The 15,494-nt window shown below is 45.6% G+C and carries 21 protein-coding genes; 18 read left to right on the forward strand and 3 right to left on the reverse strand.

What is annotated here, in order from left to right; genetic code table 11:
- Window positions 1-25 precede the first annotated feature (25 nt).
- The 5 genes from ACI3EW_RS03405 to ACI3EW_RS03425 all read left to right on the forward strand — a co-directional run bounded on the left by ACI3EW_RS03405 (window position 26) and on the right by ACI3EW_RS03425 (window position 2,713).
- Window positions 26-589, forward strand: a complete 564-nt coding sequence (locus ACI3EW_RS03405; protein ID WP_485663274.1) for an SLATT domain-containing protein — start codon at window positions 26-28, stop codon at window positions 587-589.
- A gap of 7 nt (window positions 590-596) precedes the next feature.
- Window positions 597-1,406 carry an SMODS domain-containing nucleotidyltransferase gene (locus ACI3EW_RS03410; protein WP_002576377.1) on the forward strand — a complete coding sequence of 270 codons (810 nt, stop codon included), beginning with the start codon at window positions 597-599 and terminating at the stop codon, window positions 1,404-1,406.
- 47 nt (window positions 1,407-1,453) lie between these two features.
- Entirely contained in the window at window positions 1,454-1,792 is a 339-nt protein-coding gene (locus tag ACI3EW_RS03415) for a hypothetical protein (RefSeq protein WP_485663275.1), read from the forward strand.
- A 92-nt stretch (window positions 1,793-1,884) separates the two neighbouring features.
- Window positions 1,885-2,313, forward strand: a complete 429-nt coding sequence (locus ACI3EW_RS03420) for an MmcQ/YjbR family DNA-binding protein (protein ID WP_485663276.1) — start codon at window positions 1,885-1,887, stop codon at window positions 2,311-2,313.
- On the forward strand, window positions 2,282-2,713 hold the full coding sequence (locus ACI3EW_RS03425) for a hypothetical protein (protein ID WP_195509694.1): 432 nt from the start codon (window positions 2,282-2,284) through the stop codon (window positions 2,711-2,713). The genes ACI3EW_RS03420 and ACI3EW_RS03425 overlap by 32 nt, the downstream gene beginning before the upstream one ends.
- Window positions 2,714-2,783: 70 nt before the next feature.
- On the opposite strand, the gene ACI3EW_RS03430 is transcribed toward ACI3EW_RS03425, so the two are convergent.
- A complete protein-coding gene (locus tag ACI3EW_RS03430; protein WP_437124157.1) occupies window positions 2,784-3,296 on the reverse strand; it encodes an ImmA/IrrE family metallo-endopeptidase in 513 nt (170 codons plus the stop codon).
- 45 nt (window positions 3,297-3,341) lie between these two features.
- Window positions 3,342-3,758, reverse strand: a complete 417-nt coding sequence (locus tag ACI3EW_RS03435) for a helix-turn-helix domain-containing protein (protein WP_002576372.1) — start codon at window positions 3,756-3,758, stop codon at window positions 3,342-3,344.
- 201 nt (window positions 3,759-3,959) lie between these two features.
- Between ACI3EW_RS03435 and ACI3EW_RS03440 the strand changes: the two genes are divergently transcribed.
- The 4 genes from ACI3EW_RS03440 to ACI3EW_RS03455 all read left to right on the forward strand — a co-directional run bounded on the left by ACI3EW_RS03440 (window position 3,960) and on the right by ACI3EW_RS03455 (window position 7,030).
- Complete coding sequence (locus ACI3EW_RS03440; RefSeq protein WP_485663277.1) at window positions 3,960-5,195, forward strand: DNA polymerase Y family protein; 1,236 nt, start codon at window positions 3,960-3,962, stop codon at window positions 5,193-5,195.
- Between the two features lie 81 nt (window positions 5,196-5,276).
- Window positions 5,277-5,537 (forward strand): hypothetical protein, encoded by a 261-nt coding sequence (locus tag ACI3EW_RS03445; RefSeq protein ID WP_013274265.1) that lies wholly within the window; start codon window positions 5,277-5,279, stop codon window positions 5,535-5,537.
- Complete coding sequence (locus ACI3EW_RS03450; RefSeq protein WP_485663278.1) at window positions 5,534-6,265, forward strand: ImmA/IrrE family metallo-endopeptidase; 732 nt, start codon at window positions 5,534-5,536, stop codon at window positions 6,263-6,265. The genes ACI3EW_RS03445 and ACI3EW_RS03450 overlap by 4 nt, the downstream gene beginning before the upstream one ends.
- A gap of 474 nt (window positions 6,266-6,739) precedes the next feature.
- Complete coding sequence (locus ACI3EW_RS03455) at window positions 6,740-7,030, forward strand: helix-turn-helix domain-containing protein (RefSeq protein ID WP_002576367.1); 291 nt, start codon at window positions 6,740-6,742, stop codon at window positions 7,028-7,030.
- Here the strand turns inward: ACI3EW_RS03455 and ACI3EW_RS03460 are convergent.
- Complete coding sequence (locus ACI3EW_RS03460) at window positions 7,008-7,484, reverse strand: hypothetical protein (RefSeq protein WP_485663279.1); 477 nt, start codon at window positions 7,482-7,484, stop codon at window positions 7,008-7,010. The genes ACI3EW_RS03455 and ACI3EW_RS03460 overlap by 23 nt on opposite strands.
- A gap of 139 nt (window positions 7,485-7,623) precedes the next feature.
- Here ACI3EW_RS03460 and ACI3EW_RS03465 point away from each other — a divergent pair, with 139 nt between their 5' ends.
- The 9 genes from ACI3EW_RS03465 (at window position 7,624) to ACI3EW_RS03505 (ending at window position 15,477) form a co-directional block, all read left to right on the forward strand.
- A complete protein-coding gene (locus tag ACI3EW_RS03465; RefSeq protein ID WP_257321417.1) occupies window positions 7,624-8,775 on the forward strand; it encodes an AAA family ATPase in 1,152 nt (383 codons plus the stop codon).
- 12 nt (window positions 8,776-8,787) lie between these two features.
- The gene (locus ACI3EW_RS03470; protein WP_002576365.1) at window positions 8,788-9,306 is read left to right on the forward strand and encodes a hypothetical protein; all 519 of its coding nucleotides are present in this window, start codon (window positions 8,788-8,790) and stop codon (window positions 9,304-9,306) included.
- Window positions 9,307-9,954: 648 nt separating this feature from the next.
- Window positions 9,955-10,377 (forward strand): type II toxin-antitoxin system PemK/MazF family toxin, encoded by a 423-nt coding sequence (locus tag ACI3EW_RS03475; protein ID WP_002576364.1) that lies wholly within the window; start codon window positions 9,955-9,957, stop codon window positions 10,375-10,377.
- On the forward strand, window positions 10,370-10,600 hold the full coding sequence (locus tag ACI3EW_RS03480; RefSeq protein ID WP_257321414.1) for a helix-turn-helix domain-containing protein: 231 nt from the start codon (window positions 10,370-10,372) through the stop codon (window positions 10,598-10,600). Before ACI3EW_RS03475 ends, ACI3EW_RS03480 begins: the two co-directional genes overlap by 8 nt.
- A 71-nt stretch (window positions 10,601-10,671) precedes the next feature.
- On the forward strand, window positions 10,672-11,880 hold the full coding sequence (locus tag ACI3EW_RS03485) for a tyrosine-type recombinase/integrase (protein WP_098923435.1): 1,209 nt from the start codon (window positions 10,672-10,674) through the stop codon (window positions 11,878-11,880).
- Window positions 11,881-12,025: 145 nt separating this feature from the next.
- A complete protein-coding gene (locus tag ACI3EW_RS03490) occupies window positions 12,026-13,237 on the forward strand; it encodes a tyrosine-type recombinase/integrase (RefSeq protein WP_055222189.1) in 1,212 nt (403 codons plus the stop codon).
- A gap of 590 nt (window positions 13,238-13,827) precedes the next feature.
- Window positions 13,828-14,658, forward strand: a complete 831-nt coding sequence (locus ACI3EW_RS03495) for a phage antirepressor KilAC domain-containing protein (protein WP_118533279.1) — start codon at window positions 13,828-13,830, stop codon at window positions 14,656-14,658.
- Window positions 14,655-14,822 carry a hypothetical protein gene (locus ACI3EW_RS03500; RefSeq protein ID WP_171032223.1) on the forward strand — a complete coding sequence of 56 codons (168 nt, stop codon included), beginning with the start codon at window positions 14,655-14,657 and terminating at the stop codon, window positions 14,820-14,822. Before ACI3EW_RS03495 ends, ACI3EW_RS03500 begins: the two co-directional genes overlap by 4 nt.
- Entirely contained in the window at window positions 14,803-15,477 is a 675-nt protein-coding gene (locus tag ACI3EW_RS03505) for a helix-turn-helix domain-containing protein (protein ID WP_097772875.1), read from the forward strand. Before ACI3EW_RS03500 ends, ACI3EW_RS03505 begins: the two co-directional genes overlap by 20 nt.
- Window positions 15,478-15,494: the final 17 nt, after the last annotated feature.

Raw genomic sequence — 15,494 nt, forward strand, 5'->3', positions numbered from 1 at the left:
CTAAAGGTACGGAGGAAATGCGCCAATGGAGAAAAGTTCGCTGGATTACCGTGAAAAATTATATTCTCAAATACAAGAAGAATATGGAAAACTTGTATATACCTATACATGTCATTTTAAGATGGCTGATCGGTTGAGTAAGCGTAATTTTTGGATAAAATGGGGACAGATTGGGTTATCAGCAATATCAACAGGCGGCTTTTTGGGAGTGCTCATTTCAAATGAACAGATACTGTTATGGGCTGGTGGACTATGTTCAACAGCACTTCTTGCCCTAACAAGCTATCTGAAGGATAAGGACATTTCCACTGAAAAAACCGATCATATTAAGACTGCAAATAAGCTGTGGAAGGTAAGAGAAAAATATCTGTCACTTTTGACAGACTTTGACGAAATTAGTATTGAAGAAATAGTGCGCAAAAGAGATGAACTGTTGGATGAAAGTTCGAAAATTTACTGTGCTGCACCTTTAACTGATGGGAAAAGTTATGCTGCCGCCCAAGCTGCGCTTAAAACAAATGAAGAGCAATTCTTTACGCAGGAGGAATTAAACAAGATGCTTCCGGCGCATTTGAGGAAAAATGAGTAAATGGGGGATGAATACATTGAGTTTGTATGTTCAAAGAAATGAAGAAGTAATATCAGCTGACAGCCGTTCTCTTATTTCAAAAAGATATTGCACTGTAACATCAGCAATGAACCGTGAGTTTTGGAATATAACAAGCGATAGACAAAATAGCATATATGTTGGCTCCTATGGAAGGGGAACTGCGATAGATACAAGTGATATTGATATTTTGATGTCCTTGCCGGAATCATATTACAACCAGTTCAACTCTGTTTATGGGAATGGTCAATCTCGTCTTCTGCAAGTAGTTAGACAGGCTATTCTTGTTCGGTATCCAAGAAGTGAAGTAAGAGCAGATGGACAGGTTGTGAAGATCAATTTTTCAGATGGAATGTTCTTTGAAATTCTGCCGGCATTCAAAAATTGGGATGGCTCATACAGATATCCAGATACAAATATGGGTGGGAATTGGCGTTCAACTAATCCAAAAGCAGAACAGGATGCCATGAAAAACAAAAATATAAGCAGTAATGGACTGCTTTTTGACACTTGCAAGCATCTACGATATGTGCGAGATAACTATTTTAGAAGCTACCATTTGTCAGGAATCGTTATTGACAGCTTCGTTTATCAAGCAATAGGAAATTGGAGATGGCTTTCCTCTGGAGAAAGTTCAACTTCAGCAGCAGGTACATACGAGAGGATTCTTTTAGATTATTATAATCAGCATTTTATGTGGGGAGCGATGCCTCTTAGCGCACCAGGAAGTAATCAACAGGTGTCTACGGATAACAGCAGAGATTGCCTGGGTAAAGTTCTTAGATATATTGCTGGTTAAATACAGCAAGGGATAATGACAATAATTAGTAGGAAGGAGGAATTGTTATGACTGATACTCGAAAGAAAGCCTCTATGTCGCAGGTGCTGGCAGATATAAAGCCTTACATAACGAAGAAGTTCATGGCGGCACCGTGTATTAAGGAGCAAGACATTCAGGCTATCTGTCAAATCCTCCTGCCCAGATACAAGAATGTGCAGCTCATGCAAGGACTGACCAACAACAAGCCGGATTTCAGAATTCAGGTTAAAGGTTTGTTCGGGACAGAAGAGAAACGGTTTGAAGTGGTTGGTGGTGATAAGAAAAGATCAGCAACCAAGAAGAAATCTGACCTGGGCTGGATTGATCGGCTGGAAGAGATAGATGCTGCGCTGGATGATTTCTGATATCAATGCAGTGTGGAAAGTTATCTGAGGCAAAAATTCGTGCAACAGGTTGTTGTACAAAACCACACATAAAACAGCAGGGAAGCGATGGAGTGACACGACAAGAATTATTTACATGGATACGCCAGCAGTACGGCACAGAGCCGGAGTACCCCTGGCATGACTGGAATGCTGTGCTGCGGCACAACGACAATAATAAATGGTATGGTGTGGTTCTGGAAGTATCTGCTGATAAGTTGGGATTGCCAGAAGTAGGCATCGTTGATGTCCTTAATGTGAAAAGTGATCCGCTGCTGATCGGCTCTCTTCGTGGGCAAGACGGCTATTTTCCAGCTTATCACATGAATAAGGAAAAATGGCTTAGTATTCAGCTTGGCAAACCAGAACTGGATGATGCCATCAAAGACCTGCTTTCTTTGAGCTATGAGCTGACGGCACCGAAGAAGCGCAAACCAAAGTCATCAGCAAAAAATCCGGGAGATTTCGCAAATGGCAAAGAAAAAGAAACTGACGAAGGCTGAGCGAAAGGAAGCCCGCCTCCGAAAAGGCAAGCAGTGGCTGCTCACCTATACCGGCTCACCGAAAAAGATGAACAAGCATTATCGGGAACGCTTTCATGTGGATGCTGTGACTGCCGCTAAAGATTTGCAGGAGCTTGGAGTCAATTATACACAGGAGCAGCTTGACCAGATTAAACGGGCCGAAGAACAGCGGCTCCGGCAGCGGAGAATGGAGCGGGAAGCGAAGGAACGGGAGCGGCTGGCAGAACTGTATAAGGACTGCGATGGTCGTTTTGCTTTTATCGCCGGATATACAGATGGCGGCGCACCGTATGGTGTGATGTGGGAAGAAGTCGGCATTGATCCGGGACTGCCGTTCGAGGAAAAAGTGAAGCTCTATCACATGCAGATGTTAGGCTGATAATTGTGCAGACGGCATCTGCACAACTTGCAACAAAAAGAGGAGCCGGTCAAGACTCCTCGAAGATACGTTATTTCAAAAAGTTGCTTTTATGTTCCAGTGCGTGCAGATTATATCCAAGTGTGGCCAGGTGTGCTACCTTCAGCGCAACCAGATTGATGTCAGTGGACATTGCACTGGCGATCTGCTCGGCTGTGTATCCATATTCATAGATGTAGCGAAGGACTTCATCGCTGTCCATCAGGATTTCTGCTGCTACGATATTGGCCTCATATTCCGGCTTGGATTTCATGTCGTAGAGCATGAACTCATGAATCGGGGTGGTTTTCGCCATATTCCGGTGAAGCTGGTCATGCCCTAATTCATGTGCGCACACGATGCGCAGCATATTTTCATCCAGACTGTTATTCAGGAAAATAAAGCGATTTCGCTTGATTACCCGGTACATTCCCTTCAGGGAACCGAGGTTTTCGCAAAGCATGACATGTACACCAAGCTGCCTTGCAATTTCAAAAGGGTCTCTGGAACCGCAGCGTTTTACCAGTTTCTCACCGACCCGTGAAAGCTGTTCCGCATTCATCATACCACCTCCATTGTACAGTATAGCGAAAAGTGTGTACGATAAATGTCACTGATCGGATTTTTTACGCCTCGTTTTCGGGGCGTATTTTTTATTGTTCTCTTTGGCAATCCAGTAGGCATCGGTCAGAGCTTTATAAGCTCCTTCGATGGCATCTTCGCTTAATTCGCCGCCAGCGAACATACCGGTCACTTCGCTGACCAGTTCTTCAATATCTTTCGCTGCTTTTGCGCCGCCTTTTTCATGAGCTTCTACGACATAGGTGCCGCTGCTTCCCAGCAGGTACTCAGTAGTAGTATTCAGCGCATCTGCAATCTTCTGGATCGTAACCATATTGGATGGTTTGCGGCTGCCAAGCTCATAATTCTGAATTGTGCGGGCGGTTACACCGGCCTTCTCTGCAAGTTCTACCTGAGTTAAATTGGCTTCTGTTCTTTTTTCTTTCAACCTTTCTTTGAAGACCATAGAAATACCTCTTTCTTTTTTGATGACGAACACGAACACTTTTTCATAAAAACCTATTGACACGAAAAACTGTGCTTGCTATAATGACGATGAAAACACGAAATACAATTCGTGTAATTATAGTATCACAAGAAATGCTGTGTGTCAATGCGTTCGTGAAAAGTTGTTCGTGCTTTCACGAACGGAGAGGAGGAATACGGGATGAAGAGAGTGATTCTTCACTGTGATATGAATAATTTCTATGCCTCTGTTGAGTGTATGCTGAACCCAGAACTGAAGAACAAGCCGGTGGCAGTGTGTGGTTCTGTGGAGGAACGGCATGGTATCGTACTTGCGAAGAACTATGCAGCAAAGGCGTTTGGCGTTTCCACGGGAGAGGCAATCTGGCAGGCAAAACAGAAGTGCCAGGATCTTGTGATCGTGGAGCCGCACTATGAGCAATATATGAAGTTTTCAAAATTAGCCCGTGAGATATATGGTCGCTATACTGACCAGATCGAGCCTTATGGGATGGACGAATGCTGGCTGGATGTGACCGGAAGCGGCTGCATGGGAACCGGATTTGAAATCGCAGATGAGATTCGCAGAACCGTTAAGTTTGAACTGGGTCTTACGATTTCCGCAGGAGTGAGCTTCAATAAGATTTTTGCCAAGCTTGGGTCGGATATGAAAAAGCCGGATGCGATTACCTGTATTGAAGCAGATTCGTTCCGGGAGAAGATTTGGTGTCTTCCTGCCGCTGACTTGCTTGGAGTCGGCAGAGCGACCGAGAAAGTTCTATCTGGTTATGGAATTCATACGATTGGAGAGCTTGCTGCAACATCGGATGATTTCTTGAAGTGCCGCCTTGGAAAGAATGGACTGGCGATTAAGAAATATGCCAATGGGCTGGATGATTCACCGGTTATGCGTTCCGATTATGTCTCTCCGGTAAAAAGCATTGGGCACGGGATAACGACCATGCAGGATTTGGAGAATAACGCCGAAGTCTGGTGTGTCATGCTGGAGCTGGTGCAGGAGATCGGAACCAAGCTGCGAACGCATAAAAAGAAAGCAGGCGGAATTGCAATTTCCATCCGCAACAATGAGCTTTTCACGAAGGAGTGGCAGTGCCGGATTAGCATTCCGACACAAAGCCCCACCTATCTGGCGAAAACCGCATTTGCTTTGTTTGCTAAGAATTATCAATGGGAGCATCCGATTCGTTCAGTGACGGTTCGGGCAATCAACCTGTTTGAAGAGGATTGTCCGATACAATACGACCTATTCACTGATATGAAATCATTGGATCGCCAGGAACGGCTGGACGCAGCGATTGAGCAGATTCGATTACGATTCGGGAAAGATGCGATTAAAAATGGGGTACTTTTTCAGAAAAGCAAGATGCCGACAGAGCGAAAAGTGGATTTGGTTATGCCGACAGGAATGATTGGTTAATACAGCACTGGCAGAATCTGGTGAGTTCTTTGCTAAAAGAAGTCAACACATTCGCCGGTTTACAGAGGAGGAGCGTAGAATATGTCGGAACAGAAATGTAGAAAAGTATATGTACCTGTGAATTTGGATGTGGATGCGGAGGGAAATATCCGTCCGCGTCTGATTCGGTGGATTGACGGACGGGTGTATGAGATCGACCGATTGAAGCATAAGTGCCGGGCTGCTTCCACGAAGGTAGGTGGCTGCGGAATCCGCTATACGGTCATGATCGGTGGGCATGAGAGTTTCCTGTACAACGAAGATGAAAAATGGTTCGTTGAAGCAAAGGAGCCGTGCCTATGATCCTTTCGCAGAAAAACATAGAAGAAATCGCTGTTGCAGTGATAAGAGATTTTCAAAAGTCCTTTTTCGGCAGCGAAGCAGATGATCCGGCAAGATTCGCACTTCCGACACCCATTGACCAGTTTGCATCCGATTATCTGAACCTGAAGGTGTCATTTCAAAAGTTGTCCTCGGACGGAAGCATCTATGGTCTGACCGCGTATGTGGATACAGAATATCAGATAGAGGTTGATGGAAGTCAGAGGAGCATCTTCCTGAAAACCAATGATGTGGTTCTGGATAAGAGCTTCATTGAACCGGAGAATATTCGGAAACTCTGCGGAAAACGCAGATTTACGCTGGCACATGAGTGCGCTCACCAGATACTGTTTCAGCTGGATTCCGATGACCGAAAGATAGCCTGCCATAAGAGACCGGAAGTGCGAGGAAATGGCTCGCGCGTCTTGAGAACGCAGGAAGATTGGAACGAATGGCAGGCCAATACGCTGGGAGCTGCCATTCTGATGCCTCAGTCAGAAGTGGATCGGGCGATGTGGTTCATCAACAGCAGAAAGCCTCTGACCTGTTATGGATGGCATTTTTATGACAAAGACCAGGTGAAGATAGATACCTTCTGTGGTGTCTTTGGTGTTTCGAGATCAGCAGCAGCTATCCGATTGGAACAACTGGGCTATCTGAACCGGAAAAAGGATTATGAATATCGTGATCCATTGGAGGTGTGGCCATGAGCAGGAATATCAGAGTATCGGAACCATCTGCGGAAATGCAGATTAAAATCATCCGGGCAAAGGATGCGATTGCTTCGCAAAAGCCCAGGATTGTCAGGTGCCCTTATTGCCGACACAATTCAATCATCGTCTTTGAGGATACCAGAGGACATGTGCAGACCAAATGTAAGGCCTGCGGACGCGAGACCGTCTTCAATGTTTTGGAGATGAGAAGATTACGGAGATTGCAGCTCTACTATTCGTCTTTGAATGGTTGAGATGACAATAAATAACCCTATTAACACAATTTTATAAGTCATAGCTGTGCTGTGGAGCCGCTGACAGGCGAAGTCTTCCGAATGCCGCATGAGACAGAATTATGGGATACCCATGTTCTGTTTTATCGGCACAGGATTTCTTCTTCACCGTCATGCGGCTCTTTTTTTGACCTTCCGTCGATCCGGTTCTGTACCGGCTGTGCGGAAGGAGAAACGTATGTATTTTGACGCAAAAGAGTTTGGTAAGAGACTTCACGATGTTCGCACTTCCCGTGGCATTACGCAGGAGGAACTGGCGGTTCGCCTGGGCCTGGCAAGCAAGCAGCATGTCAGCCGCATGGAGAACGGTGAACGCAGCTGCTCTATTGACTTGCTGATTGAACTGTCCTGCATCCTCCATGTCAGCACGGATTATCTTCTGATGGGCAGCGAGCCAAGCAAGGAGGAAGTCAAAAATGATCTTCTTAGTATTATTTCGGAGCTGTCTACGATTGCGAAGAAAATCTAAAAAGCATTAGGCGCAATATAACTGCTGACGGCGTAGAATCATGGTGGCTATCTTGGTGGATACCTTGATGGGTGTCATCCTCTAAGTTATCATGGGTTGCGTCATAGGACTTATCATTGGCTATACCCATGATAGAGTGAACATGAGTGATTTGAGCACCCTCACTGCCGTGGGCAATAAGGTGGATACAAAGATTCAAAACTGTGTGTGGGATGTCCGGCGATTTATCTTGCTCACTAACTTGGTCATTGACTAAGTTTTTCTGACTAAGTTGGTAATTTACATTTTTCAAGATGACTCTGAAATCTGTTGCCGTTGAGAAAATTTTCGGATTATATGCCGCTGTATATCCAGGCGGCTTTTCGGTTTCCCTGACGATTTTGCGTAGGCCGCTTCCATGACGCTCCATGTATTTCATGCGGTGGAACGGGTCAGCAATCACAGGGCTTGCCATATTGAACGGATACTTTTTAGTGTCAAAAGCAAATCAGAAAATAAAAACGGAAAATCCGTTGATATTTTCTGATTTGCGGCGTATAATAAGATTATAAGAAAATAAAAACAAAAAAACTGTTTTTAGAGGAGGACTACCTATGAAAATACTCCGCATCACCGCACAAGGACTCCCATTATTCAAAAAAGACTTGGATATTTGCTTTTATACGCAGCAACGTGTTTGCGAAGAGGACAAAGATAGTCTTTACCGTTTGACGGATAACTACTATCTCCACTCTGCCTGTGCTTTCATTGGAATTAACGCATCTGGCAAGACCTCGGTATTAAAGGTCATTAGCTTGGCCTTAAATATTGTGAAAAATGAGCCCATCAATCATGTGGAGGCAAAAAGCATTCTTGGCGGAGCGAAGAATGTTACAATCCGCACATATTTTTATGATAAGCGTAGCTACGTCTGCTGCTTGGAAACTGTAATTGCGGCAAAGAAGTCGAAAACAGGGGAATATGTGTATTCGATTCTGTCTGAAAGCCTTTGGGAAAAACCGATTGCAACCGTTAAGTCGAAAAAGTATCTGACAGATTTTACAGGAATGAAGCCTGTAGAGCAGCGCAATAGCGATGAAGCATACCTTTCTGATGATGTCAGCTTTGTCATTGCACATAATAAAAAAGCGAATGATACAGTGGAAATATTCAGCCTGCTTTCCTATACGAATGTGAATGTGCTTCCATTTACCGAAGATATTCCATTGGAGGTAATTGCATTTCTCGATCCGACTATTGAGAAATTGTGTTTTGAGCAGACAGAGGGAAAAACATTTATCCACTTGAAGTTTAAGGATGAAGAAGAGATTATCCTGAATAATGCGGCAGACCTTGAGCAGTATCTGTCCTCTGGTACGATTAAAGGTATTATTACATTCTCGATGGTAAAGGAAGTTCTTCATTCAGGTGGTTATCTTCTGGTAGATGAAATAGAGAATCATTTCAACAAGGAAATTGTAACGACCTTAATGCGCTTCTTTATGGACAGCCGACTGAACAAAAATGGCGGAACGCTTATTTTCACTACGCATTATCCGGAACTGCTGGACGAATATGACCGAAATGACGGAATTTGTATCGTTAGAAACCGTAATGGCATTACAGCAGAAAATCTGAGCTATATATTGAAACGTAATGATATTAAAAAGAGTGATGCTTACCAGAGCGGCTTCCTTGAGGGAACAACGCCAGCATATGAAGCGTATATGCGCTTGAAGAAAAGCCTGGCTGCTTCAATCAATTAAGGAGGCGGCAGAATGGAATTAGCAAAATACAAGGCGTGTATATGTGAAGGCTCTGCCGAAGAAGCTATTATCGACATACTGGTTGATAATGATCTTCTGATTTTCAACAGAGAAGAAATGTTGGAAGAACGTGTCATCCGTTGCAGAAGTGCTAAACGATTCGAGGAGCGATACTTACGGAAAGGATTCGATGAGCAGATTTCTGTGATACGGATTTTGGATTCTCGCAGAGAGGAATTTCGATTGAGTAAAGCATATGAGCAGAAAATTGACGTGGTAAATGTCATTACTGCTCCAGAAATTGAAATGCTGATTATTCATGCGGAAGGAGCATATGATCAGTTTAAGCGTTCTGGAAAAAAACCAAGCGAATTTTGTAAAATAAATCTTCGGATGCATGATGTGAAGTCGTATGATTTTGTGAAGCAGTATTTCAGTAATCCTCAGCTCTTGGTGAAAGCCATAAAAGAGTATCGCAGAACAGCAAATATCCCCAAAGGAGAATACAGCTTGTCTGATTTGCTGAGATGAGCGTTGCTTTTTTGATACATTGGCCGTGACTCAAATGGTCACCAGGAGATAAACGGGTACCAGTTTATAGAAAACAGAATAGAATCGTCTTTGATGCCTCGTTGGGAAACCAACGGGGTATTTTTTTGCCTCAATCCGGCTGTATAGAACACTGAAAAAGTCAAAACGAACCGTATGTAGTCCTGCAAGGACAACCAAAGTGCGCCTACGAGGCCAACGCGAAACCGGAGGATTCTTGTTAAACTTACTTTGTAAGGACGAAAGTCCGGATGTCCCTTGAAAACTGAATACTCATTCTTCAGGTACATTCCTGTTTGGTCGAGCCTTCGACTGCACGCCATGAAGCCCATCGGGGCGATAGCGGTTTCGCAGAAGCAAATGCCGGATTGCAACCGGCGGCGGTGTTAAAGCCGGACAGGGACAATGATACTTCCGTAATTCGCGGTCCGGCCATAAGGAAGGCGGGATGGTTAAATTCCAATGGAGCAGTGAAGCACACTGCCGCCTGTGAGAAATCCTACATCTCTGGGGTGATAAGAAAAAGTACAGAGAAACCATATTTTCAGAAAGCGCTGCCGGGTGCTGTATCAGCATGATACCTGGCAGGCTTTATCCATATCAGTGTATGGAGATTGGAGACAACAGCATATGAAAGAAAACTGGGTTTATCGGCGAGGTGATTTATATCTCGCCAATCTCGGTGTTCCGGTCGGATCAAAGCAGGGCGGTGTTCGTCCTGTTGTGGTTCTTCAGAATGATGTCGGCAATTATTATGCGCCGACGATCACGATTGCTCCGCTGACATCGAAAATTGAGAAGAAGCGAAAACAGCCAACGCATTTCTTTCTCCGTAAAGCAAAGGGACTGGCAAAACCGTCTATGGTATTGGCAGAACAGCTCGACACCTGCGACAAGATATGCGTGATTCGCTATCTTGGGCGGGTAAGTAAGGGGCAGATGCGTGGGATTGATGAAGCTGTAAGGATTCAACTTGGATATTACATTCCGGAACAAGCAGAGAAAAAAAGACAGGGCAAATGCCGAAAGGATGGCGAAGAAGGCGATGGATAAACTGATTACAAGGAAAGAAGCAGCCAGTATACTGGGAATCAGCGTAAAAACACTGGATGCTGCAAGAACAGACGGTTTGATCTCCTATGTTCAGTATGTGGAAAACGGCTGCGTTTATTTCACGGAAGTGGGGATTCAGGAGTACATTGCAAAATGTACGCACCGTGCAAAACCGATGGAACATGCTGCGACATATCGCAAACCTCGAAGCTTTCGGCGGTGAAAATCGACATCGTTGAGTATGGACGATGAATCCGCAATAATGAAAGCATCAACAGGATTGGAGGTAATGATATGGCGGCAAGAAGAATGATGCTTCCCGATTATGGTACGGTGAGTATGAAGGGAACGCAATATTATCGAACCCGTGTAACAGATCAGCAGGGACGGCGGGTTTCCTTATATGCAAGAACGAGAGAGGAACTGTACCAGAAGGAACAGGAAGCGATCCAGCAGATTGAGAACAAGACGTATTGCCGCAGTACACCTACAGTGGAGGAGTATTGCGAGAAATGGCTGCTGATGCAGTCGGCACAGATCAGGATGACAACGCTGATTGACTATACATCGAAAGTGAAGAACTACATCATCAAGCCATTGGGCGATATGCATATGGGAGATGTAACAGCAGATGACATTCGCCTGGCACTGTTGGCGGCATCGAAAAAGTCGGCATCCGTGTACAAATCAGTGAACGTTCTATATAAGTGTATTTTCACGGCAGCAATGGAGAGTAAGATCATTGATGAGAATCCGACCATCTATCTGAAGAAGAATGTGGGCGGGATTCCCCAGAAGGACCGCCTCCCGCTTACGGATGAGCAGGTGGATAAGCTGCTGGATGCCATTTACGGCTTACCGCCGTATGTGTTCGTGATGCTGGGGCTGTACGCAGGATTGCGGAGAGAAGAAATCCTCGGACTTCAATGGGATTCGGTGTATCTTGATTGCGAGGCTCCGTACCTTACCGTTCGGAGAGCCTGGCATACGGAGCATAATCGTCCGGTGATTCTGACAGAGCTGAAAACAAAGGCAGCGCATCGGAATGTCCCTCTGCCGGACAATCTTCTGGAATGTCTGAAAGAGGCGAAGAAGACATCGACATCGGATTTTGTGGTTGCAAACCGGGATGGAGACCCGTTGTCCTATACGCAGTTCAAGAGATTATGGCAGTATATCGTAACCCGTACCACCAAGGAACGCTGCTATTACCGCTATGAAGATGGCAAGAGGGTGAAGCATACGGTGAAGCCGGTTCTGGGGCAAAAGGCAGCACACAATGGAAATGTGGTTTACAGTCTGGACTTTGAGGTGACTCCGCATCAGCTGCGGCACACCTACATTACGAATCTGATTCATGCTTCGGTTGATCCGAAGACGGTTCAGTATCTTGCCGGTCATGAAAGCAGCAAGATCACCATGGATATTTACGCCAAGGTGAAATATAATCGCCCAGAGCAGCTCGCAGGAGTGCTGGAAGATGCTTTTGCATCGTGGGATTAAGAGTAAATCAGAAAGAAATTAGGGCAGGGATGGTCAAAAATCCCTGCCTTTTTACATACATTCGACATCCTTGAAGGAAGTGCTGTACGCCATGATAATAAAAGTGACAACACGCAATGTATGAAGATAGATAGGAGGAGAACACATGGCTAAAGGGAAAAAGCGTCCTGCTGAACTTCCGGAATACGGAACAGTGATGATGAAAGGGGTACAGTATTACCGCACCCGGATTACAGATGCAGACGGAAAGAGAGTGGCGATTTACGGGCTGACACGCGAAGAATTGTATGACCGGGTGGAAGATGCCCAGAAGAAAATCGCGGAAGTGGTTTTCCATAGAGAGAATCCGACCGTGGAAGAGTACTGTGAAAAATGGTTGCTGATGCGGTCTGGAACGGTAAGAACTAATACGTTGGAAGGATACGCACGGATGGTGAATCGGTACATCGTGGGTCCGATTGGACAGATGTATATGGACGAGGTGACCACAGATGACCTGCGGCTGCTGATGGTTCCGTTATCAAAAGGTTCTTCCGGAATGTATGGTCAGCTCAATATGCTGATTAAGAACATTTTTAATTCAGCAGAAGAGAGCAAGGTGATTAAAGAGAATCCATCCAAAACGATTTGCGCAAGAGGCGGAAAGCCAGCGAAACGGCGCGAGGCTTTGACGGATGAACAGACTGCCATTTTGCTGGATAGCATTCGTGAGCTTCCACCGTATGTCTTCGTGATGATCGGTTTGTACGCGGGATTGCGTAGAGAAGAGATCCTTGGATTAAAATGGGACTGCGTATTCCTGGATGAAAAAACGCCGTACATTTCGGTAAGGCGTGCATGGCATGTGGAAGGCGGTGAGCCGGTAGTCAACACGCTATTGAAGACACCGGCAGCAAAACGAGATGTTCCGATTCCAAAATGCCTGGTAGCCTGTCTCAAGGAAGAAAGGGAAAAATCAGAATCGGAATATGTGATCTCGAATTCGAAGGGAACTGTTTTGACGGAAACACAGTTTGTGAGAGTCTGGAAGTACATAACAGTCCGTTCTACTGCAGAACGCTGTTATTACACTTATGTAAATGGACAGTCCATCAAGCATAGAATAAAGCCAAGGCTTGGTGAGCATCAGCCGAATAATCCCAAACTGGTGTATACGATGGACTTCAAGGTGACTCCGCACATGCTGCGGCACACCTACATCACCAATCTGATTTACAAAGGTGTTGATCCTAAGACGGTGCAGTATCTGGCAGGCCATGAGAACAGCAAAACGACTATGGACATCTATGCGAAAGTCAAGTATAATAAACCTGAGGAATTAAGCAGCGTTGTGAATGCTGCATTCGGGCTGCGTTAAACTGCACCAAAAATTTCGCGATTTCGTGGGTTTACCTATGGGTTTACTGAGAGAGGAAAGCCCGAAAAACCGCATGAATACTGGTCTTTTTGGATCAAGGTCAGGTGAGTACGGCCTCAAAGCCGCTCGTCGCGCTCCGCAGTTCAGCAAGCGATAATCTACAGCTTAATAATGCTAAAAAAGCCCGGAAATACGCCATTTTCCGGGCTTTTTCTATGCCTGAAATCGCCTGATTCCGATGGTGAAATTTGAGGAAATTTGACTTCAAATTAACCCATTTTGATGGGTTTACCATGGGTTTACGGCCTATTTTTGAGCCTAATGGGTGGGAAAATGGGTTTACAGAAGGCCATTTTGGAGGGGAAATTAGCCCCATATCCTTGACAGATTTTCGGCAAAAATCCGGCTGAAACGGAATGAAAAACAGTGTCAGGTTCGTTTGGCGAGTTCTGACGAATTCTGCAAAAATTTAATATCAGGTATCCTGTTACATAGAGCCTTGGCTCATTCTTTGAAAACGAGAATGGGTCGAGGTTCTATTTTTTTCGCCCGAAATCCGGCGAGACAAATTTGAGCAGGAGGTAACAGGTATGACGGATTTCAATCAGAAGACCCATGACACCGATGTGGGCAGTCATGGCGGACAGTCAAGGCAGATGATGGAGGTGTTTGAGAACCAGGAGTTTGGTTCGATCCGCGTGTTGCAAGAGGCGGGCAAGACCTTTTTCTGTGCAAGCGATGTGGCGAAAGCCTTGGGGTATGTGAATCCCTACGCCGCAGTGAAACGCCATTGCAGAGGCCCCCTAACGAAACGCGAGGGGGTCGTTCAGAAGGTGAATCAGTATGGAGATGCTGGAGAGCAGGTCGTTGAAATCTCCTTTATCACAGAAGGCGATGTTTACCGGCTGATCGTTCACAGTAAGCTGCCATCGGCAGAACGATTTGAACACTGGGTGTTTGATGAAGTTCTCCCGTCCATTCGCAAGCATGGTGTGTATATGAGCGATTCCATTTTGGATCAGGTGATTCAGCATCCGGAGGTCATCTACACACTGGCACAGGAGCTTGTAGCCGAGAGAGAGCAGCTTGAGGGTATCTGCAAACAGCTGGATGCGGCACAGCCCAAGGCAGACTACTTCGACACCTTTGTAAATTCGGAAGATTGCACCTGCATCCGGAATTTCTGTAAGGAAATCGGAATCCCAGAGAAGACGGCAGTAGCTCTCTTACTGGATCACCGCTATCTGTACCGCAGTCCAAGCGGCTGGCTGATGCCTTTTGCAGACAAATCTGCAAGGGGCTATTTTATTGTCCGGGATTGCTACGGCAGAAGCGGAAAACTGGTGCAGCAGACGAGAGTGACCTGCAAGGGAAAGAATCATCTCTTCAAGTTGTTTAAGAAATGGGGTGTGATCGAATGACGCTTTTTACAGAGGGACGCCTTCAGGCGTTTGAACGCATGATGCAGGATACCGGCAAATACCATCGACGGGAGGACAGCGAAGATCGTTCGCGCAAATGTCCGAAGAAAAAAACGGAGCCTGCGAAAAAGGATGGTGAGCACCATGCCGGTATTCAGGGTTGAGAAAAACAGCAATTACACAACGATGTGCAATTACCACCTGCGGGATCAGGGTCTCAGCCTGAAAGGAAAAGGACTTCTCTCTATGCTGCTTAGTTTACCGGACACATGGAACTATTCGGTACGGGGATTATCTTCGATTACACCGGATGGCGTAGATGGGGTGCTTACAGCTCTGAAAGAACTGGAACGTCTTGGATATCTGGAAAGGAACCAGCAGCGTGAGAGTAACGGTCGGATGGGCAGAGCGGAGTATGTGATCTATGAGATGCCAAGGAAAAAGCCGTGTTCGGAATCACCGTGTACGGAAAAGCCGTATACGGTAAATCCGGATACGGACACACCGGTTACGGAAAATCCCGCGCAATTAAGTACTAATAGAACAAGTACTGAAACAATCAATAAAAGAGAGAAGAAGGAAATCCAGCACCGGTATGGCTCATACGAAAATGTCCTTCTCTCTGACACGGAATACGGCAAGCTCCGGCAGGAGTTCCCAGGAGATTATCAGATGCGGGTGGAACGGCTCTCTGAGTATATGGCTTCCACCGGCAGGAGCTACAAAAATCACCTTGCCACAATCCGGAGCTGGGCAAAGAGAGAAAAGCCGAAGTATAACCCGGCAGACTACACATTTGAGGAAGGAGACAGCCTATGAGCGACATGGTGCCTGAA

The organism is Pilosibacter rotomagensis, assembly GCF_045062245.2.
Taxonomy (GTDB): Bacteria; Bacillota; Clostridia; order Lachnospirales; family Lachnospiraceae; genus Pilosibacter.

Bases quoted from the DNA above. Each gene is read 5' to 3' on its own strand.
- ACI3EW_RS03405 (WP_485663274.1), top strand. From the start codon at position 26: ATGGAGAAAAGTTCGCTGGATTACCGTGAAAAATTATATTCTCAAATA.
- ACI3EW_RS03410 (WP_002576377.1), top strand. From the start codon at position 597: ATGAATACATTGAGTTTGTATGTTCAAAGAAATGAAGAAGTAATATCA.
- ACI3EW_RS03415 (WP_485663275.1), top strand. From the start codon at position 1,454: ATGACTGATACTCGAAAGAAAGCCTCTATGTCGCAGGTGCTGGCAGAT.
- ACI3EW_RS03425 (WP_195509694.1), top strand. From the start codon at position 2,282: ATGGCAAAGAAAAAGAAACTGACGAAGGCTGAGCGAAAGGAAGCCCGC.
- ACI3EW_RS03430 (WP_437124157.1), bottom strand. From the start codon at position 3,296: ATGATGAATGCGGAACAGCTTTCACGGGTCGGTGAGAAACTGGTAAAA.
- ACI3EW_RS03435 (WP_002576372.1), bottom strand. From the start codon at position 3,758: ATGGTCTTCAAAGAAAGGTTGAAAGAAAAAAGAACAGAAGCCAATTTA.
- ACI3EW_RS03440 (WP_485663277.1), top strand. From the start codon at position 3,960: ATGAAGAGAGTGATTCTTCACTGTGATATGAATAATTTCTATGCCTCT.
- ACI3EW_RS03445 (WP_013274265.1), top strand. From the start codon at position 5,277: ATGTCGGAACAGAAATGTAGAAAAGTATATGTACCTGTGAATTTGGAT.
- ACI3EW_RS03450 (WP_485663278.1), top strand. From the start codon at position 5,534: ATGATCCTTTCGCAGAAAAACATAGAAGAAATCGCTGTTGCAGTGATA.
- ACI3EW_RS03455 (WP_002576367.1), top strand. From the start codon at position 6,740: ATGTATTTTGACGCAAAAGAGTTTGGTAAGAGACTTCACGATGTTCGC.
- ACI3EW_RS03460 (WP_485663279.1), bottom strand. From the start codon at position 7,484: ATGGCAAGCCCTGTGATTGCTGACCCGTTCCACCGCATGAAATACATG.
- ACI3EW_RS03465 (WP_257321417.1), top strand. From the start codon at position 7,624: ATGAAAATACTCCGCATCACCGCACAAGGACTCCCATTATTCAAAAAA.
- ACI3EW_RS03470 (WP_002576365.1), top strand. From the start codon at position 8,788: ATGGAATTAGCAAAATACAAGGCGTGTATATGTGAAGGCTCTGCCGAA.
- ACI3EW_RS03475 (WP_002576364.1), top strand. From the start codon at position 9,955: ATGAAAGAAAACTGGGTTTATCGGCGAGGTGATTTATATCTCGCCAAT.
- ACI3EW_RS03480 (WP_257321414.1), top strand. From the start codon at position 10,370: ATGGATAAACTGATTACAAGGAAAGAAGCAGCCAGTATACTGGGAATC.
- ACI3EW_RS03485 (WP_098923435.1), top strand. From the start codon at position 10,672: ATGGCGGCAAGAAGAATGATGCTTCCCGATTATGGTACGGTGAGTATG.
- ACI3EW_RS03490 (WP_055222189.1), top strand. From the start codon at position 12,026: ATGGCTAAAGGGAAAAAGCGTCCTGCTGAACTTCCGGAATACGGAACA.
- ACI3EW_RS03495 (WP_118533279.1), top strand. From the start codon at position 13,828: ATGACGGATTTCAATCAGAAGACCCATGACACCGATGTGGGCAGTCAT.
- ACI3EW_RS03500 (WP_171032223.1), top strand. From the start codon at position 14,655: ATGACGCTTTTTACAGAGGGACGCCTTCAGGCGTTTGAACGCATGATG.
- ACI3EW_RS03505 (WP_097772875.1), top strand. From the start codon at position 14,803: ATGCCGGTATTCAGGGTTGAGAAAAACAGCAATTACACAACGATGTGC.